Origin of the sequence: Streptococcus parasanguinis (assembly GCF_000963275.1) — a bacterium.
GTDB classification, from domain to species: domain Bacteria; phylum Bacillota; class Bacilli; order Lactobacillales; family Streptococcaceae; genus Streptococcus; species Streptococcus parasanguinis_B.
In genome coordinates, this window is the sequence record NZ_JYOW01000001.1 from 864,188 (window position 1) to 887,785 (window position 23,598).

Genomic DNA, 23,598 nt, shown 5'->3' on the forward strand with positions numbered 1-23,598 from the left:
TCATAGTATACCATGAAAGCGAAAATTTGACAAATCCTGCTCGACTGTAGCATTTTCAAGAAAAAAGGAGGCGACTTGGCCTCCCTACATAGATCATATTTCTCAATCTTCCTGCAATTCTTGAATATCTCGAATCACGCGCACACCTGCTTGATTCTTCTCGCGCAGTTCAGCATCAGAGTATGGGAAGGTATTGATCAAGATGCTCTCCATCCCGATACTTTGGGCAACAGCGACATCTGTCGTAAAGTCATTCCCCACCATGACCGTTTTCTCAGGGTTCAACTGGTGTTCTTTCATCACTTCCAAGAGGAACTCTGGCTGAGGTTTGCGAATACCTGCGTCAGACGACAAGTAAATGGCATGGAAAAGCTCTCTCAAACCAACCAAATCAATCTCCGGATTGGTAAAATCTGCTTGGGCATTGGATAAAAGAAAGATTCGGCAACCTGCAGCTTTCATATCCTCTAACACTTCTTTCGTGTGAGGATAGAGCTCCAACCGCTTGCGAGAAAGGACACGGAAAGTCCTCGCAATCAAACGTCCCCACTCTTTGAGGTGGGCAACACTATCCCCACTTGGATGACCTTCTAAATACAATTGCACAAAGATGACCGTCAGATCAATCTCTGGATAGGCAACGTGTTTTTCCTTAGACAAGTCTTCTTCGGCTTGTTGCACCAACTCTCTATAACGCAGGCGCAGACCTTCTCCTGTGTAGCTTGCCCCGTAGGATTGGTAGATCTGAGCCATGGTATCCCATAAAATGGGGCTCGACTCATCCGTTTCGATGTCGACCAAGGTTCCATAAAAATCAAAAATATAGTTTTTAAATGCGTACTTGTGCGGATTCATCTCTCACTCCCGTAACAAACATCGTAAAGGTTGCCTTGCAGACATTGGCCCCGTCTTGATTGGTAATATCGACATCCACAACTCGAGTCGTCCGTCCACTGTGGACACATTCGCCATGTATCGTAAGGACATCACCCAGACGTCCTGCTTTCAAGTAATTGATCGAGGATTGCAAGGTCACCCCATCGACACCTTGAGAAACCACGACCAAACCACTGACTTGGTCACACAGGGTAAAGAGATAGCCTCCATGCGCATTTCCATAATAATTGAGCGATGATTCCACGACCTTGGTTGTCACCACCACATGGCCATCTCTCATCTTTTCGATTTCGTAATTTTCAAATGCAGCAATTGCATCAAAGTGAAAATCTTTCATATTACTTGCCACCTTTTCTAGCATCTTTTCAACTCCTCTATCATACTACAATTAAGAAGCAGATACAAGCAAAGGGGCAATTCCTTAGAGCTAAAAAGAACTAGATACCTCTAGCCCTTTGTTTAAAATCTTAATTTTTCCCAATCATCGTCTGTCCGTTTGCGATAATAGTACTCGGATAAATCTGGGTCTTCCATCACTTCTAGGAGAGGAAGCATGTCGTAGGACAAGTCCAACTTTTCTAATTGGTCCTTCTCAACCCAAGAAACTTCTCCTTCTTCAGATGATCTGAGCTGGCCTGTAAATTCTGTCGCTTTGTAGCAAAAGACAATATAGCGGCCTCCCTCATCTGGCTCCCAGTCTTTGACTGCGACCAGTTTTGGATCTGCAATTGTCAGTCCTGTCTCTTCGTAGACTTCACGAATGACGGATTCTACAAGGCTTTCTCCTTCTTCGATATGGCCACCTGGAAAAGCATGGCCAGCCCAGTGAGTCTTTTCAGGTGAGCGGTATTGGAGGACTACTTTATTCGTTGAACAGTCTTCGATCAGACATAGATTTGTTAGAATGGTAGATGTTTCGCGTGACATAAATTTCCTTTCTAATATGTTGACAATGAATCAATATACACCTTTTTATGAATTTCTTTTTTCATAACTAGCTCATGATACTCATGGTAACCATGGATCAAAGAGCCTCTGACAATCACAATCTGATTGGATACCATTTGGAAGTCTATTGTGGAGGCTGGGACAAAAGGCCTAGCCTCTCAATTGTCTTTGGATTGTCGAGCAAGACGCAGTGGTTGAGTGGGCTCTACCACGCTGATTTCATCAGCTTTTACAGCCCTACTCAACTGTGCGGAGGTGGGACGACGAAATCGAATTCTAACGAGTTACCGATTTCTGTCCCACTCTCTTATTTTTCTTCCTATTCCTCAATTTTATTATGAACAAGATCAAGGCCGCTAAAATGAAGAAGATAGCATAGGTTAGAATAGGAAACCAAATGTATTTTGGATTCAATGTGTAGAGGGCTGGAATATAATCTCCTATACGTCGTCCTTCGATCCCAAATCCAATATGCAAAACAGACGTAATTGCATTCACGTACAAAAAGACGGTTGCGAAAAATTCAATGGAAGCTCGGTCTTCTTTCTGCACTCGAAAGACATTAAAATACAATCCATTCAGCAATAAATATAGATTCATAAATAAGGGAAATAGATAATTAAAATCACGGTAAGTCCTTGGGATTAGATCATTGTCAAAAAGAAAGACACCTAGGGTCGCTCCCATTGCCAAAAACATGATAAAATCCAAAAGCATACCAATACCTGAATGCTTTTCAAGCCACAGGTTTAAGCGATCTAACCAGCTTCTTTTACTCTTTATTTTATTTTGATGGTTGACCTTCTTTACAGTATTTTTCTTCTGCTTCATTAACCTTATTTCCTAACGTTAAGGATTTACTCAGAGTTTCTTCACTTCTGCCGCTACCTTTTGAAGATGCTTCTCTCGCATGCTAGCGGTGTTCACATCCCGGCCGACTTCACCCAAGATGCAAACACGCTTGGTTTTAATCCCACAATGGTTCAAGACGGCATTCTTCAAAACAGAGATGCCATAACTATCCGGAATGTTGAGAGGGCCTGAAAAGATCTTGTACCACCAAGTAGGCGCCATGGAGGTCGCATAAATACTGGCTGTTTTCCCTTTGAGCAGCTTCTTGAATTGCTTGCCTCTCAAGTAATTCCAGATAAAGCTTCCCTGATCATTGGCCGAGTAGGCGATACCTGGTGTAAAGACCCGATCGATCCAGCCCTTCATGAGGCTCGGCATACTACTCCACCAAATGGGATAGACAAAGATCAGGTGATCCGCCCATTGTATCCATTCCTGAGAACGAAGGATAAAGGAATCTTCCTCCATCCGCTTTCGATAACCATAGCGAAGAACAGGATCAAAGTCCTCTTCATTGAGACTAATCACTTTAAGCTCGTGGTGATTTGAGTCAATAGTTTCGACAATGGTTTGAAAAATAGCCTGACAGTAACTTTCCTTATCTGGATGCCCATTGATGACTAGAATTTTCATTCGTCTTCTCCTTCATTTCTTTAGTTCATTCTATCTCTTTTATTTTTTTACTTGATTAATTGATAATGGTTCAAAGATTGATAGATAGGTCCTTTAGGAATTTTTATTTGAAGAACACATCATCCGCAATTCCTTAACAGGTTTTCCAAGTTCAAGTATTTTTTCTTGACCATCAAAAGTAAAACCCATTTTTTGATAGAAAGCAATGGCTCGCTTATTATCTTTTAACACCCATAAATAAATCTCAGAGAAATGATCGAGAGCAGCAAATGCAGCTTGCATTAACTGTTTACTCACACCTTTTCCATAGTAATCTTTTAAAACATATAAGGCGATGATTTCACCAGCTTGAATGGCCTCATCACGAAAATTTCCATAGCTGATAAATCCAACGGCCTTTTTTCCATCCATCGCAATCAAGGTATTTTCTGGATACTTTTGACTAAAGAAACGACATCTATCTAATGTCATCGTCTCCTGATATTCCGCGGGTAAAAGATTGTCATAAGCCTCTCTCCACGTTTGCCAATGAACGAGAGATTTTCCTTCTATCTCTTCAGGAGTTTCCATTGTTTTAATAATAATCTTCATTCGCTTTATCCTATCTTAATCCAAAGCCTTGACTTCCAACATCATATCGCGGATTTGCGCTGCCAGTTCAAAATCAAGCACTTCGACGGCTTCTTGCATTTGACCTTGCAGTTTCTTGACCAGTTCCTTGCGCTCTTGGCGGTTGAGACTGGTGATATCCACTTCCTTATCCTCTTCCTTGGCCACAGCCTTGGTAACAGAAATGAGGTCACGGATTTCCTTCTTGATGGTTTGTGGCACAATGCCGTGCTCTTCATTATAAGCCATCTGGATTTTCCGACGACGGGCTGTTTCATCGATGGCTTTTTGCATAGACTGGGTCATGGTGTCCGCATACATGATCACGTGACCTTCACTATTACGGGCAGCACGACCGATGGTCTGAATCAATCCACGCTCATTACGAAGAAAGCCTTCCTTATCAGCATCGAGAATAGCAACCAAACTAACTTCAGGTACGTCAATCCCTTCCCGAAGAAGGTTGATTCCGACCAAGACATCAAAAACGCCCAAACGCAAATCACGGATAATCTCCGTCCGCTCCAAAGTCTTAATGTCTGAGTGCATGTATTTGACCTTAACACCCATTTCTTTGAAGTAGTCGGTCAAGTCTTCTGCCATCTTCTTGGTCAAGGTGGTGACAAAGGTCCGCTCTCCACGTTCTACACGCGCATTGATTTCACCCAAGAGATCGTCCATTTGTCCCATGGTCGGACGCACTTCCACCTCAGGATCGAGTAGACCTGTCGGACGAATGATCTGCTCGATGACAGTATCGGTTTGTTCCATCTCATAGTCACCCGGTGTCGCAGACACATAGACAATCTGGTGGACGTGACTTTCAAACTCTTCACGACGCAGTGGCCGGTTGTCCAAAGCAGACGGCAAACGGAAGCCATAGTTGACCAACATCTCCTTACGCGAGCGGTCTCCGTTGTACATGCCCTTGATTTGGCCCATGGTCATGTGACTTTCATCGACCATGATGAGAAAATCTTCTGGGAAAAAGTCAAAAAGAGTAAACGGTGGCTCTCCTTCACTCCGGCCTTCCATATGACGGGAATAGTTCTCCACCCCATTGGTGTAGCCCATCTCCCGCAACATTTCAATATCGTACTCGGTCCGTTGCTTCAGGCGTTGGGCTTCTAGCAACTTACCTTCTTGTTCAAAGATCTTTAACTGCTCTTCCAGTTCAGCCTGAATCTTGGCAATGGCAACTTCCATATGGTCATCATTGGTCACAAAGTGAGTGGCTGGGAAAATCGCCAAATGGTCCACTTCACCGAGAACTTGACCAGTCAGAGCTTCAACTTCACGGATACGGTCAATCTCGTCTCCGAAAAACTCTACTCGAAAGGCATGCTCATCACGAGAAGCTGGGAAAATCTCTACCACATCCCCACGGACACGGAATTTCCCCCGTTGAAAGTCGATGTCATTGCGCTCAAACTGGATGTCCACCAAGTCGTTCAGCAGTTTATCACGAGAAATTTCGAGACCTGGACGCAAGCTCACTACGCTATCAGCATATTCCTTAGGCGAACCCAAACCATAGATACACGAAACAGACGCGACCACAATGACGTCATTTCGTTCTAAGAGGGCTGATGTTGCAGAGTGACGAAGCTTGTCAATCTCATCATTGACAGAACTATCCTTCTCAATGTAGGTATCGCTCGATGGCACATAGGCTTCCGGCTGGTAGTAATCGTAATATGAAACGAAATACTCAACCGCATTTTCAGGGAAAAATTCCTTGAACTCCCCATAGAGCTGACCCGCCAGCGTTTTATTATGGGCGATAACCAAGGTTGGTTTATTGACTTGAGCAATCACTTGACTCATGGTATAGGTCTTCCCTGTACCAGTCGCCCCCATCAGGATTTGGGCCTTCTCGCCTCCCTCGATATTATCCACCAACTGCTCAATGGCCTGCGGTTGATCACCAGATGGTTGGTATTTGGATACCAGTTTAAATTTGTTGTCAGTTATTCGATTTATCATAAAAGCCTCTTATACATATTCTATTTTTTTATTTTACCATAAAAAAGGATATTTCTCTGACTTTTAAGAAGAGAGTCCTATTACAGAAAAGAGGCTGGGACAAAAGTCCTAGCCTCTCAATTGTTTTTGGATTGTCGAGCAAGACGCAGTGGTTGAGTGGGTTCTACTACGCTGATTTCATCAGCTTTTACAGCCCTACTCAACTGTGCGGAGGTGGGACGACGAAATCGAATTCTAACGAATGACCGATTTCTGTCCCACTCTCTCGTATTTATCATCATTTCCTATCAACCATTTCACACTTGTTCATTATCAACTCTTTCTCTTCTTTCCCCTAAGCGGTAGACAATCACTACGGATATTAGAAGAACCAGAGTTGTGATAATCGAACCTTCCGCTCCAAATTCCCCTCCGGTCAACCAGTCAGGTCCTGATCCCATGGTAAAGCTGAAGATAGAGGCATCTGCCCCCGTCCCACTGACTTGAAAACCAAGGAGATTTCCTTGTACATAGTTCCAGGTCCCGTGCTGAGCGACCACTAGCCAGATACTATCGGTATAGATAAAAAGCAGACCAGCTAGCACCCCATCAAGGATGATATTCAGAACGGATAAGAAGGTCACTCCTGCATTACCCATATGCAGAATGCCAAAGAGACTACTAGAAATCAAGATCGCTAAGGGTAGATTGGCTCTTGCAGCAATCCGAGTCAGGAGCCAACCCCGCGTCGCTACTTCTTCCGTTCCTCCTTGAAGGAGCCAAAATGGGAATAAACCTAGAATAAAGAGGATGGGTTCTAAACTTAATTCATTTAGCTCAAAAGTCCCGATTCCACCCACTTGGTAGACAAGGGCAATCATTCCCATTTGAAGAAGGGAAAGCAAGATCCCCCAGCCTAGATACTTGAGCCAATTTCTTTTTACAAAACCTAAGCTTGATAAGGAATTCTTCTCTATTACTTTCACCCAAAAAATAAAGAGTAAGAGAATAAATACAAAACTGAAAAGCTCATAATAGAGAATATAATGGAAGAAAAACTCTTGAATACTTGCAACCCCATTTCCTGGTGAGAAGAACTCCACTAGAAAACCGATCACTAAGGAAAATGGCCCCACAAGTTCACTACCAATCCAAAGGCCTCCTTCTATAAAGAGAGATGCTAATAATACATAAAATAGTGTAGAAACGAAAACTGGCACAGACGTCTTCGTTTTGATTTCTTGAATGATCAACCCTTTCTTCATCGTAACCTCCTTTATCTAATAGGTCCATTGTAACAAAGAAAATCTGGAGCTGCAAGATCAACTCATGTTAGATAACCTAACATGAAAACTGGATTTTTCTTGCAAAGCAACGTCTTTTCTGATATAATAGCTTTTGTAGAAAAACATAAGACCATTCATACTCGTTTTGGTATGAATGATTTGTTTTTTTAAGGCCATCCTTTGGTCAATGTGCTCATGGGTCAAAACCCCAAAGAGAAAAGAATTAAAAGGAGACAGAAATGAAGAAAAAATTACTAGCATGTTTGCTTTTCTTATTTCCATTCGTTGCATTCGCTGGTCATGCTCATGCTGAAACGATCAAGGTCGTTTTCGACACAGCGTATGCACCGTTTGAATTTAAGGATTCAGATCAAACCTATAAAGGAATTGACGTAGAGATCTTGGACAAGGTCGCTGAAATCAATGGCTGGGATTTGGACAAATCCTTCCCGGGATTTGATGCAGCGGTCAATGCAGTTCAAGCTGGTCAAGCAGATGCCATCATGGCCGGAATGACCAAAACAACCGAGCGTGAAAAAGTCTTCACCATGTCTGATACTTACTATGATACAAAAGTTGTCATTGCGACTACGAAAGCTGACAAAATCACGAAGTACAGCCAATTAAAAGGGAAGACAGTCGGTGTCAAAAACGGAACTGCAGCCCAACGCTTCCTCGATAAAAACAAGGACAAGTACGGCTACAAGATCAAGACCTTTGATACTGGCGATCTCATGTACAACAGTTTATCAGCTGGTGCAGTGGATGCAGTCATGGATGATCAACCCGTCATTCAATATGCCATTCAAAAGGGTCAGGACCTAGCTATCAATATGAACGGGGAAGCAGTCGGTGGCTTTGCCTTTGGTGTTAAAAAAGGTGGAAATCATGAAAAGTTGATCACTGAATTTAACAAGGCTCTCGCTCAAATGAAAGCTGATGGAACACTTGATGAGATCATCAAGAAATGGACAGGTGAAAGCCAATCATCAAGTAACAGTGCCGTTCCAGAAACAACTACTCCTGCTGGTCAAAAAGCAACTCCTAAAAAATCAAAATATGTAATTTCAAGTGACTCATCTTTTGCACCATTTGTCTTCCAAAATGGAAAAAACAAATACACAGGGATCGATATGGACTTGATCAAGGCTATTGCCAAAGACCAAGGATTTACCATCGAGATTAATAATCCTGGATTTGACGCAGCGGTAAGTGATGTCCAATCCGGCCATGCGCAAGGAATGATCGCAGGGATGACCGTAACAGATGCTCGGAAAGAAACATTTGATTTTTCTGAACCATACTACACGGCCAATTCTATTCTAGCCGTTCAAGAAAGCAGCAAGATTGATTCATATGATGACCTAAAAGGAAAGACAGTCGGTGTTAAAAACGGTACTTCCTCACAAAACTTCCTTGAAGAAAACCAAAAGAAATATGGTTACAAGATCAAAACGTTCTCTGACGGAGCTTCTATGTATGATAGTTTGAATTCTGGTTCTGTTGCAGCGATCATGGATGACGAACCTGTTATCAAATACGCTATTAAACAAGGACGTAAATTCAAAACACCTATCGAAGGGACTCCAAGTGGTCAACTAGCATTTGCCGTTAAGAAGGGTGAAAATCCTGAATTGATCGAAATGTTCAATAACGGTCTTGCGAACTTGAAGAAAAGCGGTCAATACCAAAAGATTCTCGATAAATACCTTAAAGCAGATAGCAAATCAAGTACTTCAAGTACAACAGCAGATGAAACAACGATCTGGGGCTTGCTCCAAAACAACTACAAACAATTGTTAAGTGGTTTGGGTGTCACTCTTGCCCTTGCCCTTCTCTCTTTCGCCATTGCTATGGTGATCGGTGTTATCTTTGGGATGTTTAGTGTTAGCCCTTATAAGTGGCTCCGCTGGACTGCTGAAATCTTTGTCGATGTTATTCGTGGGATCCCACTCATGATCCTCGCCGCCTTCATCTTCTGGGGAATTCCAAACTTGATTGAATCGGTCACAGGTCATCAATCCCCAATCAACGACTTTGTCGCAGGTACTATTGCCCTCTCTCTCAATGCTGCTGCCTATATCGCAGAAATTGTCCGTGGGGGGATCCAAGCTGTACCGATTGGACAGATGGAAGCCAGCCGAAGCCTTGGAATCTCTTATGGTAAGACCATGCGCAAGATCATCTTGCCACAAGCAACCAAACTCATGCTTCCAAACTTTGTTAACCAATTCGTCATTGCCCTGAAAGATACGACTATCGTATCTGCGATCGGATTGGTAGAACTCTTCCAAACTGGTAAGATCATCATCGCTCGAAACTACCAAAGTTTCAAGATGTATGCGATCCTTGCCGTCTTCTACCTCGTGATTATCACCTTGCTAACACGATTTGCAAAAAAATTAGAAAAGAGGGCTAACTAATGGCTAAATTAAAAATTGATGTCCATGACCTCCATAAATACTACGGTGAAAATGAGGTCTTAAAAGGAATCTCAGCAAAATTCTACGAAGGGGATGTGGTCTGCATTATCGGACCATCGGGTTCAGGTAAATCGACCTTCCTTCGTAGTCTCAATCTCCTCGAAGAAGTGACAAAAGGTCAAATTACAGTTAATGGATATGATCTAACCGATCCAAAAACCAATGTCGATTTGGTCCGTGAAAATGTCGGGATGGTCTTCCAACACTTCAACCTCTTCCCTCACATGAGCGTTCTTGAAAACATTATGTTTGCACCAGTAGAGCACAAACTAATGACTCGCGAAGAAGCTCAAAAAGTCGGTATGGAATTGTTGGAAAAAGTTGGACTCGCAGATAAAGCCGATGCCAATCCAAACAGCCTTTCCGGTGGTCAAAAACAACGTGTGGCTATCGCACGTGGACTTGCCATGAATCCAGATATTATGCTCTTTGACGAACCGACTTCTGCCCTTGACCCTGAGATGGTTGGAGATGTATTGAACGTTATGAAAGAGTTAGCAGAGCAAGGCATGACCATGATCATCGTTACCCACGAGATGGGATTTGCCCGCCAAGTAGCCAACCGCGTCATCTTCACCGCAGACGGTGAATTCCTCGAAGATGGCAAACCAGACCAAATCTTCGACAACCCACAACACCCACGTTTGAAAGAATTCTTGGATAAGGTTCTAAACGTTTAAAAAATAGTGGTTTTTGAAGCATCTAGCAATTTTGCTAGATGTTTTTTAGACAAAAAAAGCATTTTCAAACCTGAAAATGCTTAGATTGAAGATATAGACATATTAAAAACTTTCCTAAAGTGAGTACGGACGTCAGCGAAATTCTGCGAAGTTCCAAAACTAATTATTGAGCCTAAAGTCTCAATAATTCCAAGTGCCTGAAACTAAATTGTTTCAGGCACTTTTCTCACAGCGGAAAGTTTTAATGTTCTCTTAATTCGTTATACAAATTGGGTAGATATTTATTTCTTTGCAGAATCACTATACTTATTTTACATTAAAAATGGTTTGTTTACGTTCTAACTAATCTGTTGCTGAGCTGTCTGCATCTTGTAGTAAACACCTTGCGCTTGCATGAGCTCTTCATGAGTGCCATGCTCAACAATATCGCCATCCACCATGACAAGGATCATATCGGCATTTTGAATGGTCGACAAGCGGTGAGCAATGATGAAGCTGGTCCGTCCTTTCATGAGCTGATTAAAGGCATCTTGAATCAAGACCTCAGTCCGAGTATCGATGGAGGATGTCGCCTCATCCAAGATCAAAATCTTAGGAACTGAAAGGAAAACCCGCGCAATCGTTAAGAGTTGGCGTTGTCCTTGAGACAAAGACTCTCCAGCATCTGAAAGATAGGTATCGTACCCTTGTGGCAACTGCCGGATAAAGAAATCTGCATTGGCTGCTTTGGCTGCTTCTATGACTTCTTCTCTAGTTGCATCGGGACGAGAAAAGGCAATATTTTCATGAATGGTCCCGACCTTGAGCCAAGTTTCTTGCAGGACCATACCAAACTGTTGGCGGTAAGAAGCACGGGTGTAGTCCGTAATTGGCACCCCATCAATCGTGATCTCTCCAGAATTAACAGGGTAGAACCGCATAAGCAGATTAATCAAGGTCGATTTTCCTGCTCCTGTAGGCCCTACAATGGCCACTTTACTGGCAGCTGGAACCTGAATGGTTAAATCTTTGATCAAAGTCCGCCCCAAATCATAGCCAAATGTGACGTGTTCAAAACCAATCGCACCTTTGACATCCTGACTTTCCAGGACCCGTTGCCCCGTCTCTTCGACCTCAGCTTGATCCAAGACGCTATACAAGCGCTCTGCGCAAGCAAGGGCACTTTGGAGTTCTGACAAGACGGAGGAGATGTCATTAAAGGGCTTGGTGTATTGGTTGACATAATTGAGGAAGGTCACCAATTGACCAACAGTAAAGTGAGATCCCGAAATAATGCGTACAGCACCAAATCCAGCCACTACCGCATAAATCAAGGCATTCACAAAGCGAGTGGCAGGGTTGACAGTTGAGGAATAAAAGACAGCGGATTGGGAATAATTGGCATAGCTTTCATTAGTCCCTTTAAAAGCCGTACGAAATTGATCCTGAGCGTTAAAGGACTGGATTAAACTTTCCTGGGTCAAAGACTCTTCGATCAACTGGGTTTGAAGACCACGCGCCTTGGTCTGCTTTTGGAAAAGCGTATAAGAACGCTTGGCAATAAAACGAGCAATCACAAGGGATAAAGGAGTTAAGACCAGAACAGCCACCATCATAAAGAAATCCAATTCTGCCATGGTCACGATAGTGACAAGAATGGTTAGGAGGCCAACAAAAAACTGGTTAAAGACCATCAGAAGACCACTATTAAGTTGCTCTACATCGGTCGTGAGGCGACTGACGAAGTCCCCGCTCCCTTGTTTATCTAGATAAGACAAGGGCAATCGGTGTACTTTTTCCATCACTTCTGCTCTTAGGCTTTGGCTAAACCGATAGACCAATTGATTATAGACAAGAGGATTGATCCATTGGATCAGGGTATTAGCCACAATGACCAGAACCATTTGGATCAAAACAGGCCATAAGACTTTCATCCCTTGAGGATTGATGACTAAATCAACTGCATGTCCGATCAGGATCGGTAACCAGACCGTTAAGGCTACTTGAGCGATGGTTCCAAGACTAGCTAGAATCAGGAGCCCGGGATGGTGAGCAAAATCTCTAAACAGACGTTTTACATAACTAGAACGTTTTTGACTCATGCTTCCTCCCTCCCGTGTTGTGAATAATGAATTTCTTGATAAATCTCATTGGTAGACAAAAGGAAATCATGATTTCCTAGTCCTACTTGATGTCCCTTGTTCAAGACCAAAATCTGATCAGCAGACTTGAGACTATTGGTTCGTTGAGATACTAGGATCAAACTCGTATCACTCAATTCTTCTTTTATCGATTTTAAGAGACGTGCTTCCGTCAAATAATCCAAGGCAGAAGTTGAATCATCCAAAATCAAGAAAGGAGCCTTCTTCAAAAGGGCACGCGCAATGGTCAAACGCTGACGTTGCCCACCTGAGAAATTTCGACCAAAGGCTTCCACTGGCTCATCGAGTTGTCCTTCTTTTTCACGGACAAAATCAGCCGCCTGAGCTGTTTCTAGGGCCCACCACAAATCATCATCCGATAGATTTTCTTCCATCCCTAGTAAGAGATTCGAGCGGATAGTCCCTCTAAAGAGCTCTGCCTTCTGTGGGACAAGAGCTACCCACTCCCGCCATTCCTTGAGAGTTCTAGGAGAGTTACCTTGATGATAGAGGGCTAATTTCCCCTGACTAACAGCATACAAATGACTCAATAACTGAACAAGGGTGGACTTCCCAGATCCTGTACCACCGATAATTCCCAGCATCTGTCCTTGGTCAAGATCAAAGGAAATTCCCTCTAGGGCTGGGCTTGAAGCCGTTGGATAGGTGAAAGAAACTTCCTCTGCACTGATCGCTTCTTGTTCTCTTGCGGTTTCCTCTGTCAAAGCTTCTAGGAGGTCTTCTTCTTTCAAATCAAAGATCTCTTGTACCCGCTTGGCTGAAATATAGCTGACATTTAAAGACGTGACCAGCATAGCCAGTTTGATCAATTCTGTTAAAATTTGTAATAAATAATTGACCAAAGCGACCAACATCCCTTGGGTTAGAAGGCCAGCAGAGATATTCAATTGTCCTTGCCAAATAACACAAACCAAGGTCGTATTGACCACAAGGAATGTCAAGGGACTCACCAAACTAGACCAGATACCAGCGCGAATTTGCCAGATCTTGTAGTCCTGATTGACCTCTCTAAAATCTTCTAATTCACTAGCATCTTGTCCAAAGGCCCGAATCACCCGTATCCCTTGAAATTGCTGACGCGTCACCGTGACCATTCGGTCTGTAATTTTACGAATCTTGGCAAAAAGAGGATTGACAATCCGAGACATGATGACAATAATCAGGGTTAAAATCGCCACCATCCCCAAGAACCAAAGAGTGAGTTTAGGACTGATGGTGAAGGCCATGATGATAGAACCAAAGACAATAATCGGTGCTCTCAAAAAGAGGCGCAAGAATTGGTTGATCCCAACCTGGATTTGATAGGTATCAGAAGTAAGACGGGTTACCAAACTAGAAGTACCGATCCTATCGCGCTTGTCCTTTGGAAGCGATAAGATCTTCTCATACAAATCTTTGGTCATCTCGCGGGTAAAGCCGACAGCTGCTTTAGAAGAAAAATACTGGGCCGTAATGGCTACGACGACCCCAAAGCTCGCAAATAAAAACAAAACACCGACCGTCATCACCACTGCGCTCGTTTCCTTTTTCGGAATGACCTGATCGACTAAGTGGGCGATGATTAAGGGGACACACAATTCAAAAATAGCTTCTAAAAGTTTAAACGCGGGCCCTAGAAAAGTTTCCCATAGATAGCCCTTAAAATACTTCAATAATGATTTCATACAACTCGATTCTTTTTAAATAGGATATACCTATTTTACCACAAATTCTTAAGATGAAAAAACTCCCCCTACAGAGCAGAGAGAGTTGAATACTGACCAGATGAAGGTCAGAAATCTTATTCCTTCTTTGTTACCTTGCTTAAGGTCTTACCCATTTTCCCCAATCCAATCATTAGTAGTGGGAAAGAAAATAGTGTTATAAGGCCTAATACAAGAAAGACTGCTACAAAGCCACAGCTATCAATGAACCAACCAGTCAGTGGGAAAATGACAATCATAGATAGACTAAACATCATGGAATTGATACTCAGCATGGTTGCTCGTACACTGGAAGGTAGATAGGCTTGTAAATCATTGTAGTAGATGGGTTGATAAACGGCATAAAGAGCATTGGTCAAGAGATAGACACACAGATAAGCGAATGGAGTCTTTACACCTACCAAAAACAAGGCCAACCCTGTCAGTGCAACTAGAATCGGAAAGACTTGATTACTATTCCATTTTTTCCCGATTTGACTGGCCAAATAAACCGCCAGGAGATTGAATCCACTACCAATTAACATGATGAGCGAAACTTGCCAACTGGCTAAGTCACTAATTTTCTGTTGGTAGTAAAAATAAAACATACACATGATGGTCCCTACCAACTGATAGGTGAGCATCCAGTAAAACAAGACTGGTTTGTCCTGCCATTCTTGTTTCACTACCTCCAATATCCGCTTTAAGGTCAAATGATTTCTTTCATCACTCTTGCTCTCTGGCTCTTTCATTAGAAAGATCAAAAGAATGGAAAGCAAGGAAAGACCAATAGCAATATAATAGGTCCAAGCCAATGCTCCGTGAATAAAGAAGCCTGCCACAACTGTACCTAACGTTCGGGTGACTTCGGCCACACCAGACAAAAAGCTGGATATCTGAAGATAACGGTCCTTTTGACCCGCTTCCACTGCTGAATCAAATAAGAAAGCTGTACTGGTCCCCGAGTCAAAATTATAAGACCAAGCATTGACCATCATAGCAATGGCATAGATCCAAAAATTCCCCTGACCAAATAAAATCAAGATCGAGGATCCAATACTGGACAAGCGAGCCAAATAAAGATTGGTCTTGTAGCTAAAGCGATCGGCCAACATACCAGATGGGATCTCGCATAAAAGGCTCGTCCCATGAAAGATACTCTCTAATAGACCGATTTGAAGTAAAGAAAGACCATTCTGAATAAAAAATAAAATCCAAAAACTGGTGATTCCAAAATAAGATGTAAATTCCAGTCCTGCTAGGAGTGAAATATTGCGTTTGTAAGTTCTTTTAAACATTGTTTTTCCTCTTTCAATAGATTATTTGAGTGTTTCTAAAAGACTTACTTAGAGTTGCCTACATTTTCTCCACCTCTTTCATTCTTTCTTGATTCAGTTCTTGACGCAATTGGCTCACTTGATTAGACAAGGATACCAACAATTCGGTTTGCAACTTTTGAATTTCCAGCAAATCCGTCTGGTCTTGCTGCACCATATGGTCAATTTTCGTATGCAACAAACGAATTTCCCGTTCAGACTCCATATTGACGTTAAAGTCATTTCGCGCTTGCAGGCGATCATAATCTGCTGCCCTGTTTTGGCTCATCATGATCAAAGGAGCTTGAATCGCCGCAATCGTAGAAAGTGCTAGATTCAGCAAGATGAAAGGATAAGGGTCAAAATTCCAGCCAAAGGGATGCAAGACATTAATCAACATCCAGATAGCCATCATCAGGATGAAGCTAATAATAAAGGTCCAAGAACCACCGAAGCGCGCAACCGAATCCGCCACACGCTGACCGAAGGTATAGCTGGCTGTCAAGCGGTCTTCAACGTTAAAGGGACGCTCGCTTTCGGGCATGACAGCTGTTACCTGCTGTTTAATCGCATCATTTTTATCATTGGCACGCTCAATAATCTGACCTAGATAATCCATACAATATTGGCTCAAATTTTTATACGTGATAAAATCATCCATTTGACTTTCCGGGTAGGAGGTCTTGAGCATCTGTTGAATGCTATGGTCTAGATCTGCGATCAAAGACCCCTGACCATCCTCGTATTCTTTCCCATCGATGATGTCTATTTTCAGCATTGAAATTCCTTTCATAGTTTTTTGAAGCAGATAAAAGTGAAAAACGCCAAATGGCGTTTTTACGTCTATTAAGGTTTGATACGATGCAACATACGTGGGAATGGAATGGCTTCACGGATATGTTTTGTACCAGCTGCGAAGGTTACCATCCGTTCAATCCCAATACCAAATCCACCGTGTGGAACTGTACCGTATTTACGAAGGTCAAGGTAGAATTCATACTCTGTACGATCCATGCCAAGTTCATCCATTTTAGCAACAAGGGCATCGTAGTCTTCCTCACGCATTGAACCACCGATGATTTCTCCGTAACCTTCTGGTGCGAGTAAGTCTGCACAAAGCACGCGGTCTGGGTTACCAGGAACTGGTTTCATATAGAAGGCCTTGATGTCAGCTGGATAGTTGATCACGAAGGTTGGCACACCAAAGTGGTTTGAAATCCAAGTTTCATGTGGTGAACCAAAGTCATCTCCATGCTCAAGGTGCTCATAGTCCGCATCTTCATCGTTTTCATGCTCTTGCAAGAGATCAATGGCTTCATCGTAAGTAATGCGTTTGAATGGCTCTGCAATATAGCGTTTCAAGAGCTCCGTATCACGTTCCAAGGTTTCCAAGGCTTGAGGTGCACGGTCCAAAACACCTTGTAGAAGAGCTTTCACATAAGCTTCTTGCAAGTCAAGTGACTCATCGTGTGTCAAGTATGAGTACTCAGCATCCATCATCCAGAACTCAGTCAAGTGACGACGAGTTTTTGATTTTTCAGCACGGAATACTGGACCAAAGTCAAAGACGCGACCAAGTGCCATAGCACCTGCTTCCAGATAAAGCTGACCTGATTGACTCAAATAGGCTGGTGTTCCAAAGTAGTCTGTTTCGAAAAGTTCTGTAGAATCTTCTGCAGCATTTCCTGAAAGAATTGGGCTATCAAACTTCATGAAGCCATTCTTATCAAAGAACTCATAAGTTGCATAGATAATGGCATTACGGATTTGCATCACAGCAACTTGCTTGCGTGAACGCAACCACAAGTGGCGGTTGTCCATCAAGAAGTCTGTCCCGTGTTCTTTAGGAGTGATTGGGTAATCTTGAGATTCACCGATCACTTCGATGTCTGTAATATCCAATTCGTAACCAAATTTAGAACGCTCGTCTTCTTTGACAATACCAGTCACAAACACTGATGTTTCTTGGCTCAAGCGTTTGATGGTATCAAATTTTTCAAGCCCCACTTCTTCGCCGAATTTTTCGATAAAGTTTGGTTTAAAAGCCACACCTTGGAAAAAGGCAGTCCCGTCACGCAATTGCAAGAAAGCAATTTTTCCTTTACCTGATTTGTTGGCCACCCAAGCACCGATGGTCACTTCTTGACCAACATAGTCTTTTACTTCGATGATAGTAATACGTTTTGTCATCATTCATCTTCCTTTTCTCGTTAAACTTGTCCGAAGACATTATCTTCTTAATTGTATCATAAAAAGGCTTTCAGTGCTAGGCTCTACCTGTGAAAACCAGATTTTTTTTAAAGAAAAAGATCCTCAGCTCATTACTAAGGATCTTGCGATTTTATTTTTCCATAAAGGCCTTGAGTCGGCGAACAGCTTCTTTCAGGGTGTCCAAATCTGTCGCATAAGACAAGCGAATATTTTCAGGGGCACCAAAGCCAGCTCCCGTTACTAAAGCAACCTCTGCTTCTTCTAAAATTGCAGTGGTAAATTCCGTCACATCCGTATAGCCCTTCATCTCCATGGCCTTCTTGACATTTGGGAAGAGATAGAAGGCTCCTTGAGGTTTGATGGCTTCAAAACCAGGCACTTCATTCAACAAAGGATAAATAGTATTCAAACGCTCTTCAAAAGCCTGACGCATGATCTCAATAGAAGATTGATCTCCTGTGAGGGCTTCGATTGCGGCATATTGGGAAACGGTTGTTAAGTTGGAAGTTGTTTGGCTGATCACCTTGGCCATGGCTCCAATAATCTCTGGATCACCCACTGCAAAGCCAACCCGCCAACCGGTCATAGCGTAAGTTTTGGAAACTCCGTTAATCACGATAGTTTGCTTGCGAATCGCTTCTGATAAGCTAGAAATGGGCGTAAAGGTATTGCCATTATAAACCAATCGACCATAGATATCGTCTGCCAAAATCAAGATGTCATGTTCAACAGCCCAATTTCCGATTGCCTCGAGTTCTTCTTTACTGTAGATCATTCCTGTTGGATTGGATGGCGAATTCAGCAAGACAACCTTGGTCTTGTCTGTCCGTGCTGCTTCCAGTTGCTCTACCGTTGCCTTGAAGTGATTTTCTTCTGTTGTTTGGAAAGTAACAGGTGTGCCTTCTACCATCTTAACCTGGTCTACATAAGAAACCCAGCAAGGGGTTGGAATGATGACTTCATCACCTGGATTAATGACAGAAGTAAAGAAGGCATAGAGGATAAACTTGGCACCAGTACCGACCACAACCTCATTTCGGTTCACTGCATAGCCATAAAACTCTTTCATATAGTCGCTAATGGCATCCTTCAATTCTGGAAGTCCAGATGCGACCGTATAAAAGCTGGCACGACCATCCTCAATGGATGCGACTGCTGCTTCTTGAATATTTTTGGGAGTCGCAAAGTCAGGTTGACCCAGGGTCAAACTTAAGATATCACGACCTTCTGCTGCCAAAGCTTTGGCACGCGCATTTGCAGCCAAGGTCACACTTTCTTCCATTTCCAATACACGATTTGATAATTTCATATTTCCTCCTCAAATCTTAAAAAACACCGGTGACTTTCCCAGTCTTGAAATCCACCACATAATAGGAACTCCCGGCCTTGACTTCCCAGATCGGTTTTCCTTTAAAGCGTCCAAACGTTACCCGATCAATCGCGTCCTGACTCTTCTCTTTGACGACGGAAGCTGCCTCTTTGGAACTAACTCCTTCTTTCAAAGGGTAGGTATAGACTGCATCATCTGCCTGCCCCACCAAAACCGCTAGATCTTGCCCCTCTTGGTCCTTGCCAATAAAGGAAAGATAGGCTTCTTTGCCATGATAGAAACTCTCCGACTCAATAGTAGCAATAGAAGAGTGAGACAGAGCTATTTTTCTTGCTTGCGCCATTTGATCCTGCAAGCGATCAGAAGTTTTTTCAGCAAGAAATAGCCAAGAAAAAAGGATCGTCAACACTAAGATACAGATTCCTATTATATGTTGCCATATTATAAAAAGATAATTTTTCTGTTTCACTCCCTCATTATACACCAAAGCCACCTAGAATTCTATAGATTTTCAAGAAAGAATTGTTACTAATATTTCATACCTGTTACAATGTTTTAGTATAAAATTGTTTGATAAACAAAGTAAAATTAACATCTATGCTATCATTTGTTCATAGTTTAATACATTTGTCACAATTTTGTAACTAATTTGAAAATAAAATTAAACGACAGAAATACTATTTATTGATAAAATATAGATATGGAAAATTTAAAGAGATTATTCAAAGAAGCAAACGTAGATTTAAAAACCATGATCGTCTTCCACAAGGCAGAACGATTGATCCGTGCGTCTGAGGCTCATATCTTTAAAAAGCACCAGTTGACACCAACTCAATTCTCTGTACTTGAAACCTTGTACAGTAAAGGCGATCTCCGCATTCAAGATCTGATTGACAGCATTCTTGCGACCTCTGGAAATATGACTGTGGTTATTCGCAATATGGTCCGAGATGGTTGGATTACACGCGAAACCGATCCAGAAGACCGCCGTGCTTATCTTGTATCTATTACAGATGCCGGTCGTAAAAAGATCGAAGAAGCTCTTCCAGATCATATCAAGAATATTCAACGCTTGATGCAAGTCTTTAATAGTGGCGAGCAAGCTGAGTTGACAGAACTCTTGAAGAAATTCAAACATATCGCCTAAGCCTACTGCTCAAGACGATTCTGACTCCAAAATCCTCCATTTTGGAGTTTTCATCGTGCATTCTCTTTATCTAACAGATCAAAAAAATATTCCTGACGCTTCTCAGGAATATTTTTATTTATTCTTTCACAAAGATCCATTCCTTCTCTTGCGATAAATCCTCACGATAAGAGAAACCTGCTACTTCTAGTGATTTCAGATCTTCTAGATGGGTGATTTCTTCCTTCATCATGGCTGTCACCATAGCCCCACGTGCTTTTTTTGAAATCGTCGAGTGAATCTTCAGTGTCCCACCACGATTCTCCATGAATTTGATCCGAATCATTCGCTCACGAATGGCTTTTGAAAAGACCTGTTCAAACTCAGAGGACAAAAGGGATAAGATCTGCTCCTCACCTTCTACTGCCTGATCATAGTCCTCTTTCCAGAATGCCTTTAGAGATTTTCCAGCTGGTTTTAGCTTCATCATAAAATCCAAGCGATGGGGAGCAATCCCTTCATAGGCAGGTAGTACACCATATAAAGCGGTCGTGATTAACAAATGCTCCTGCAGATAAGCCTGCTCTTTTTCGGATAAGTCTTGACGCTCGATACTACGATACATAAGGCCATCAAACAGTTCCAAAGCAGGATAGGTTTTAGCACTCCCAGCTAACAAAGCTTCAATTCTTTCCTTTTCTACTAGGGCTCTTTCCTCTGAGATCCCGTAAAAGGTCGCTAATTCTTCTAGCGAGAATGCCTTCAAAGCTTGGAGGATGGTTTTTGTGTTCTCTGACAAGGGTTGGGGCTCGACGATACGAGCCTGTTCGTTCAGTTCTTTGGCGGATGGAATTAATAGTTTCATAGGTCTATTGTACCATATTTTTCAAATTTTCTTGACAGGAGTTTTTATAAATGTTATTATCTAGTTATGAAAACTAGATTAAAGAAAGGTGAAGATTTAGTGTCCACTTTTTCCTATCCAACGTGGGAGCAACTACCTGAGCTAGACCTCTATCTTGATCAGGTCCTACTTTATGTCAATAAAACCTGTGCACCTGTTCACTCTTCTTCAGACAAGGGCTTGACGGCTGCCATGATCAACAATTACGTAAAACATGGCTATGTCGAAAAACCAGATAAGAAGAAATACCAGCGTAGACAGGTAGCTCGCTTGATTGCTATTACAACCTTAAAAACGGTCTTTTCTATTCAGGAGATCGCTTCTACCTTAAATTTCTTGCAGGACCAGGCAAGCTCAGATCTTCTCTATAATAGCTTTGTCGCTTATCTCAATGAGCAAAAAGAGCCGATCGCTCCTATCATTCGCTCTGCCTGTCAGACAGTTCAACTTTATCTTGAAACCCTATCTTATATTCAACCAGTAAAAACGGAGGAAGAAACTGATGAATTACACCATGAAACTAAGTAAAAAATTATCCTTTGGAGAAGAGATCGCAAATAGCGTAACCCACGCTGTTGGGGCCCTCCTCATGTTGATCTTGCTTCCGATCTCAGCAGTCTATAGCTTTGAGCAACACGGTCTGCTTAGTGCTTTTGGGACTTCTATCTTTGTGATCAGTCTCTTTTTGATGTTTCTGTCTTCGACCGTCTACCATGCCATGTCTTACGATTCACCTCAAAAGTATGTACTTCGCATTATCGACCATTCCATGATCTACATTGCGATCGCAGGTAGTTACACACCAGTAGTCCTTACCTTGATGAACAACTGGATGGGTTACAGCATTATCTTGATCCAATGGGGCACCACCATCTTTGGTATTCTCTACAAAATCTTTGCTAAAAAAGTCAATGAAAAGTTCAGTCTCGCTCTTTACTTGATCATGGGCTGGTTGGTCATCTTTATTATTCCCCAAATCGTTAGCCAAACCAATCCGATCTTCTGGGGTCTCATGCTCATGGGCGGTCTGTGCTACACGGTTGGAGCTGGCTTTTATGCTAAGAAAAAACCATACTTCCACATGATTTGGCACCTCTTCATCCTGGCAGCTTCTGCTCTTCAGTATTTAGCCATCGTTTACTTTATGTAATACGCTCACCACTCTTCGGAGTGGTTTTTTTGTGATTTTTTCTGTACAATAGAAAAAAACTGTATGGGGACAGTCAGGATGAAGACGAGCAAATACCAACAAATTATTCATGTACTAAAAAAAGCCATTCAAGATGGAGAACTGGAAACTGGAGAGAAAATTCCCTCCGTTCGCCAGTTAGCTAGTCAATTTTCTTGTAATAAGGACACAGTGCAACGAGCCCTGCTGGACTTGACTTACCAGCACTTCCTCTATGCTAAGCCTCAAAGTGGCTACTATGTTTTGGAGCAAGAACCTAATCGACATGAGGATCTTCCGCTAAAATTAGAGAAAGACCGCAACCAGGCTTTCGAGGATTTCCGGACTTGTATTAATGAAACCTTGATTGGACGGGAGAATTATCTCTTTAATAACTTTTCGGACCAAGCAGGCTTACTCGAAGTACGCCAATCGATTCAAGGCTTATTGAAGGAAGAAAGTATTTATACGACTGCAGATCAGATTGTTTTGACTGCTGGTACCCAGCAGGCGCTTAATATCCTCAGCCAGATTGACTTTCCCAATAAAAAATCGCAGATCTTGATCGAGCAACCGACTTATCACCGGATGAACCAACTCTTAGATTCACAGCAACTTGCCTACCGTACCATTCAACGTAATTTAACGGGGATTGATCTTGAGGAGCTTGAAGAGATTTTTAAAAGTGGCCATATCAAATTCTTCTACACGATCCCTCGTTTTCACTATCCGCTTGGTCATAGCTATTCGACCAAGCAGAAAGAAGCGATCTTGCAACTAGCTGACCAATATGATGTTTACCTTGTTGAGGACGACTATTTGGGAGATCTTGATGGCAGCAATGCTCCATCTTTTCATTATTTGGATCAAAAGGACCGAGTCATCCATATCAAATCTTTTTCGACCAATCTTTTTTCTGCTCTTCGCATCACTTCCATGATCCTTCCCCAAGCCCTTTTAAAGCCGGTCTTGACCTATAAGACGATTCTGGACTATGATAGCAATCTCATCATGCAAAAGGCCTTAAGTCTCTACATTGATAATGGTATGTATTTGACCAATAAAAAACGACTCCTAGCCAGAAAAAAAGAGGAAGAAGAAAGATTGAAGACCTTGATGGATCAGTCTTCTCTTCTCCCTCATCTGGCCCTGACCCACGATGGGATCCTACTAGATCTTCATCAGGTCAAATCTCTTGCTGCCTTAAAACACAGTGGACTCCCGCTTGATTTCTTTGAAGCAGCCTACATCACTCCTTGTCCCTATCAACTAGCAAAAATCCAATCAGCAGATGTTGCCAACGTTTTACCAAAGCTGACGCCTTTTTTTGAAAGAGAAACCCTCGTATAGACTATACGAGGGTTTTC

The 23,598-nt window shown here is 42.4% G+C and carries 22 protein-coding genes; 6 read left to right on the forward strand and 16 right to left on the reverse strand.

From position 1 onward, the window contains the following. Window positions 1–102: 102 nt before the first annotated feature. The 8 genes from TZ97_RS04315 to TZ97_RS04350 form a co-directional block, all read right to left on the reverse strand. A complete protein-coding gene (locus tag TZ97_RS04315; protein ID WP_045759512.1) occupies window positions 103–855 on the reverse strand; it encodes an HAD family hydrolase in 753 nt (250 codons plus the stop codon). After that, window positions 830–1,234: a PaaI family thioesterase gene (locus TZ97_RS04320; RefSeq protein ID WP_003016342.1), complete on the reverse strand. Its 405-nt coding sequence runs from the start codon at window positions 1,232–1,234 to the stop codon at window positions 830–832. Before TZ97_RS04320 ends, TZ97_RS04315 begins: the two co-directional genes overlap by 26 nt. A 122-nt stretch (window positions 1,235–1,356) precedes the next feature. Further along, window positions 1,357–1,824: an 8-oxo-dGTP diphosphatase gene (locus TZ97_RS04325; protein WP_045759513.1), complete on the reverse strand. Its 468-nt coding sequence runs from the start codon at window positions 1,822–1,824 to the stop codon at window positions 1,357–1,359. Window positions 1,825–2,121: 297 nt separating this feature from the next. Further along, a complete protein-coding gene (locus TZ97_RS10815) occupies window positions 2,122–2,676 on the reverse strand; it encodes a hypothetical protein (protein WP_045759514.1) in 555 nt (184 codons plus the stop codon). A 30-nt stretch (window positions 2,677–2,706) separates the two neighbouring features. Beyond that, window positions 2,707–3,330, reverse strand: coding sequence for an NAD(P)H-dependent oxidoreductase (locus TZ97_RS04335; RefSeq protein ID WP_045759515.1), 624 nt, complete (start codon window positions 3,328–3,330; stop codon window positions 2,707–2,709). A gap of 93 nt (window positions 3,331–3,423) precedes the next feature. Further along, window positions 3,424–3,921: a GNAT family N-acetyltransferase gene (locus tag TZ97_RS04340; protein WP_045759516.1), complete on the reverse strand. Its 498-nt coding sequence runs from the start codon at window positions 3,919–3,921 to the stop codon at window positions 3,424–3,426. A gap of 15 nt (window positions 3,922–3,936) precedes the next feature. Continuing rightward, on the reverse strand, window positions 3,937–5,925 hold the full coding sequence (uvrB, locus tag TZ97_RS04345) for an excinuclease ABC subunit UvrB (protein ID WP_045759517.1): 1,989 nt from the start codon (window positions 5,923–5,925) through the stop codon (window positions 3,937–3,939). 296 nt (window positions 5,926–6,221) lie between these two features. Next, window positions 6,222–7,169 carry a CPBP family intramembrane glutamic endopeptidase gene (locus TZ97_RS04350; RefSeq protein WP_045759518.1) on the reverse strand — a complete coding sequence of 316 codons (948 nt, stop codon included), beginning with the start codon at window positions 7,167–7,169 and terminating at the stop codon, window positions 6,222–6,224. Window positions 7,170–7,429: 260 nt separating this feature from the next. Here TZ97_RS04350 and TZ97_RS04355 point away from each other — a divergent pair, with 260 nt between their 5' ends. Further along, window positions 7,430–9,613: an amino acid ABC transporter substrate-binding protein/permease gene (locus TZ97_RS04355; RefSeq protein ID WP_045759519.1), complete on the forward strand. Its 2,184-nt coding sequence runs from the start codon at window positions 7,430–7,432 to the stop codon at window positions 9,611–9,613. Continuing rightward, entirely contained in the window at window positions 9,613–10,353 is a 741-nt protein-coding gene (locus TZ97_RS04360) for an amino acid ABC transporter ATP-binding protein (protein WP_045759520.1), read from the forward strand. The genes TZ97_RS04355 and TZ97_RS04360 overlap by 1 nt, the downstream gene beginning before the upstream one ends. A 338-nt stretch (window positions 10,354–10,691) precedes the next feature. Here TZ97_RS04360 and TZ97_RS04365 read toward each other — a convergent pair whose 3' ends face one another. From TZ97_RS04365 to TZ97_RS04395, 7 genes are all read right to left on the reverse strand, one after another. Then, a complete protein-coding gene (locus TZ97_RS04365) occupies window positions 10,692–12,434 on the reverse strand; it encodes an ABC transporter ATP-binding protein (protein ID WP_045759521.1) in 1,743 nt (580 codons plus the stop codon). Continuing rightward, entirely contained in the window at window positions 12,431–14,158 is a 1,728-nt protein-coding gene (locus TZ97_RS04370; protein WP_045759522.1) for an ABC transporter ATP-binding protein, read from the reverse strand. Before TZ97_RS04370 ends, TZ97_RS04365 begins: the two co-directional genes overlap by 4 nt. A gap of 116 nt (window positions 14,159–14,274) precedes the next feature. Next, window positions 14,275–15,474, reverse strand: a complete 1,200-nt coding sequence (locus tag TZ97_RS04375) for an MFS transporter (protein WP_045759523.1) — start codon at window positions 15,472–15,474, stop codon at window positions 14,275–14,277. Window positions 15,475–15,532: 58 nt separating this feature from the next. Further along, on the reverse strand, window positions 15,533–16,270 hold the full coding sequence (locus TZ97_RS04380; RefSeq protein WP_045759524.1) for a DUF1003 domain-containing protein: 738 nt from the start codon (window positions 16,268–16,270) through the stop codon (window positions 15,533–15,535). Between the two features lie 68 nt (window positions 16,271–16,338). Further along, complete coding sequence (gene asnS / locus TZ97_RS04385; RefSeq protein WP_045759525.1) at window positions 16,339–17,685, reverse strand: asparagine--tRNA ligase; 1,347 nt, start codon at window positions 17,683–17,685, stop codon at window positions 16,339–16,341. 148 nt (window positions 17,686–17,833) lie between these two features. Further along, window positions 17,834–19,012, reverse strand: a complete 1,179-nt coding sequence (locus TZ97_RS04390; RefSeq protein WP_045759526.1) for a pyridoxal phosphate-dependent aminotransferase — start codon at window positions 19,010–19,012, stop codon at window positions 17,834–17,836. A 16-nt stretch (window positions 19,013–19,028) separates the two neighbouring features. After that, window positions 19,029–19,442, reverse strand: coding sequence for a cell wall elongation regulator TseB-like domain-containing protein (locus TZ97_RS04395; RefSeq protein WP_045759527.1), 414 nt, complete (start codon window positions 19,440–19,442; stop codon window positions 19,029–19,031). Between the two features lie 291 nt (window positions 19,443–19,733). On the opposite strand from TZ97_RS04395, the gene TZ97_RS04400 reads away from it, so the two are divergent. Continuing rightward, the gene (locus TZ97_RS04400) at window positions 19,734–20,180 is read left to right on the forward strand and encodes a MarR family winged helix-turn-helix transcriptional regulator (RefSeq protein WP_003001765.1); all 447 of its coding nucleotides are present in this window, start codon (window positions 19,734–19,736) and stop codon (window positions 20,178–20,180) included. A 118-nt stretch (window positions 20,181–20,298) separates the two neighbouring features. On the opposite strand, the gene yaaA is transcribed toward TZ97_RS04400, so the two are convergent. Beyond that, window positions 20,299–21,024 (reverse strand): peroxide stress protein YaaA, encoded by a 726-nt coding sequence (gene yaaA, locus TZ97_RS04405; protein WP_045759528.1) that lies wholly within the window; start codon window positions 21,022–21,024, stop codon window positions 20,299–20,301. A gap of 66 nt (window positions 21,025–21,090) precedes the next feature. Between yaaA and TZ97_RS04410 the strand changes: the two genes are divergently transcribed. The 3 genes from TZ97_RS04410 (at window position 21,091) to TZ97_RS04420 (ending at window position 23,581) form a co-directional block, all read left to right on the forward strand. Further along, window positions 21,091–21,591, forward strand: a complete 501-nt coding sequence (locus TZ97_RS04410; protein ID WP_045759529.1) for a DUF1836 domain-containing protein — start codon at window positions 21,091–21,093, stop codon at window positions 21,589–21,591. Continuing rightward, the gene (gene trhA, locus TZ97_RS04415) at window positions 21,566–22,213 is read left to right on the forward strand and encodes a PAQR family membrane homeostasis protein TrhA (protein WP_003011253.1); all 648 of its coding nucleotides are present in this window, start codon (window positions 21,566–21,568) and stop codon (window positions 22,211–22,213) included. Before TZ97_RS04410 ends, trhA begins: the two co-directional genes overlap by 26 nt. Before the next feature lie 63 nt (window positions 22,214–22,276). Beyond that, complete coding sequence (locus TZ97_RS04420; protein WP_045759530.1) at window positions 22,277–23,581, forward strand: aminotransferase-like domain-containing protein; 1,305 nt, start codon at window positions 22,277–22,279, stop codon at window positions 23,579–23,581. Window positions 23,582–23,598: the final 17 nt, after the last annotated feature.

Coding starts and splice junctions, on each gene's coding strand:
- asnS (WP_045759525.1), bottom strand. CDS start 17,685: ATGATGACAAAACGTATTACTATCATCGAAGTAAAAGACTATGTTGGT.
- TZ97_RS04360 (WP_045759520.1), top strand. CDS start 9,613: ATGGCTAAATTAAAAATTGATGTCCATGACCTCCATAAATACTACGGT.
- TZ97_RS04380 (WP_045759524.1), bottom strand. CDS start 16,270: ATGCTGAAAATAGACATCATCGATGGGAAAGAATACGAGGATGGTCAG.
- TZ97_RS04400 (WP_003001765.1), top strand. CDS start 19,734: ATGGAAAATTTAAAGAGATTATTCAAAGAAGCAAACGTAGATTTAAAA.
- TZ97_RS04410 (WP_045759529.1), top strand. CDS start 21,091: ATGAAAACTAGATTAAAGAAAGGTGAAGATTTAGTGTCCACTTTTTCC.
- uvrB (WP_045759517.1), bottom strand. CDS start 5,925: ATGATAAATCGAATAACTGACAACAAATTTAAACTGGTATCCAAATAC.
- TZ97_RS04375 (WP_045759523.1), bottom strand. CDS start 15,474: ATGTTTAAAAGAACTTACAAACGCAATATTTCACTCCTAGCAGGACTG.
- TZ97_RS04365 (WP_045759521.1), bottom strand. CDS start 12,434: ATGAGTCAAAAACGTTCTAGTTATGTAAAACGTCTGTTTAGAGATTTT.
- TZ97_RS04325 (WP_045759513.1), bottom strand. CDS start 1,824: ATGTCACGCGAAACATCTACCATTCTAACAAATCTATGTCTGATCGAA.
- TZ97_RS04355 (WP_045759519.1), top strand. CDS start 7,430: ATGAAGAAAAAATTACTAGCATGTTTGCTTTTCTTATTTCCATTCGTT.
- yaaA (WP_045759528.1), bottom strand. CDS start 21,024: ATGAAACTATTAATTCCATCCGCCAAAGAACTGAACGAACAGGCTCGT.
- TZ97_RS04315 (WP_045759512.1), bottom strand. CDS start 855: ATGAATCCGCACAAGTACGCATTTAAAAACTATATTTTTGATTTTTAT.
- trhA (WP_003011253.1), top strand. CDS start 21,566: ATGAATTACACCATGAAACTAAGTAAAAAATTATCCTTTGGAGAAGAG.
- TZ97_RS04390 (WP_045759526.1), bottom strand. CDS start 19,012: ATGAAATTATCAAATCGTGTATTGGAAATGGAAGAAAGTGTGACCTTG.
- TZ97_RS04420 (WP_045759530.1), top strand. CDS start 22,277: ATGGGGACAGTCAGGATGAAGACGAGCAAATACCAACAAATTATTCAT.
- TZ97_RS04350 (WP_045759518.1), bottom strand. CDS start 7,169: ATGAAGAAAGGGTTGATCATTCAAGAAATCAAAACGAAGACGTCTGTG.
- TZ97_RS10815 (WP_045759514.1), bottom strand. CDS start 2,676: ATGAAGCAGAAGAAAAATACTGTAAAGAAGGTCAACCATCAAAATAAA.
- TZ97_RS04335 (WP_045759515.1), bottom strand. CDS start 3,330: ATGAAAATTCTAGTCATCAATGGGCATCCAGATAAGGAAAGTTACTGT.
- TZ97_RS04370 (WP_045759522.1), bottom strand. CDS start 14,158: ATGAAATCATTATTGAAGTATTTTAAGGGCTATCTATGGGAAACTTTT.
- TZ97_RS04320 (WP_003016342.1), bottom strand. CDS start 1,234: ATGAAAGATTTTCACTTTGATGCAATTGCTGCATTTGAAAATTACGAA.
- TZ97_RS04340 (WP_045759516.1), bottom strand. CDS start 3,921: ATGAAGATTATTATTAAAACAATGGAAACTCCTGAAGAGATAGAAGGA.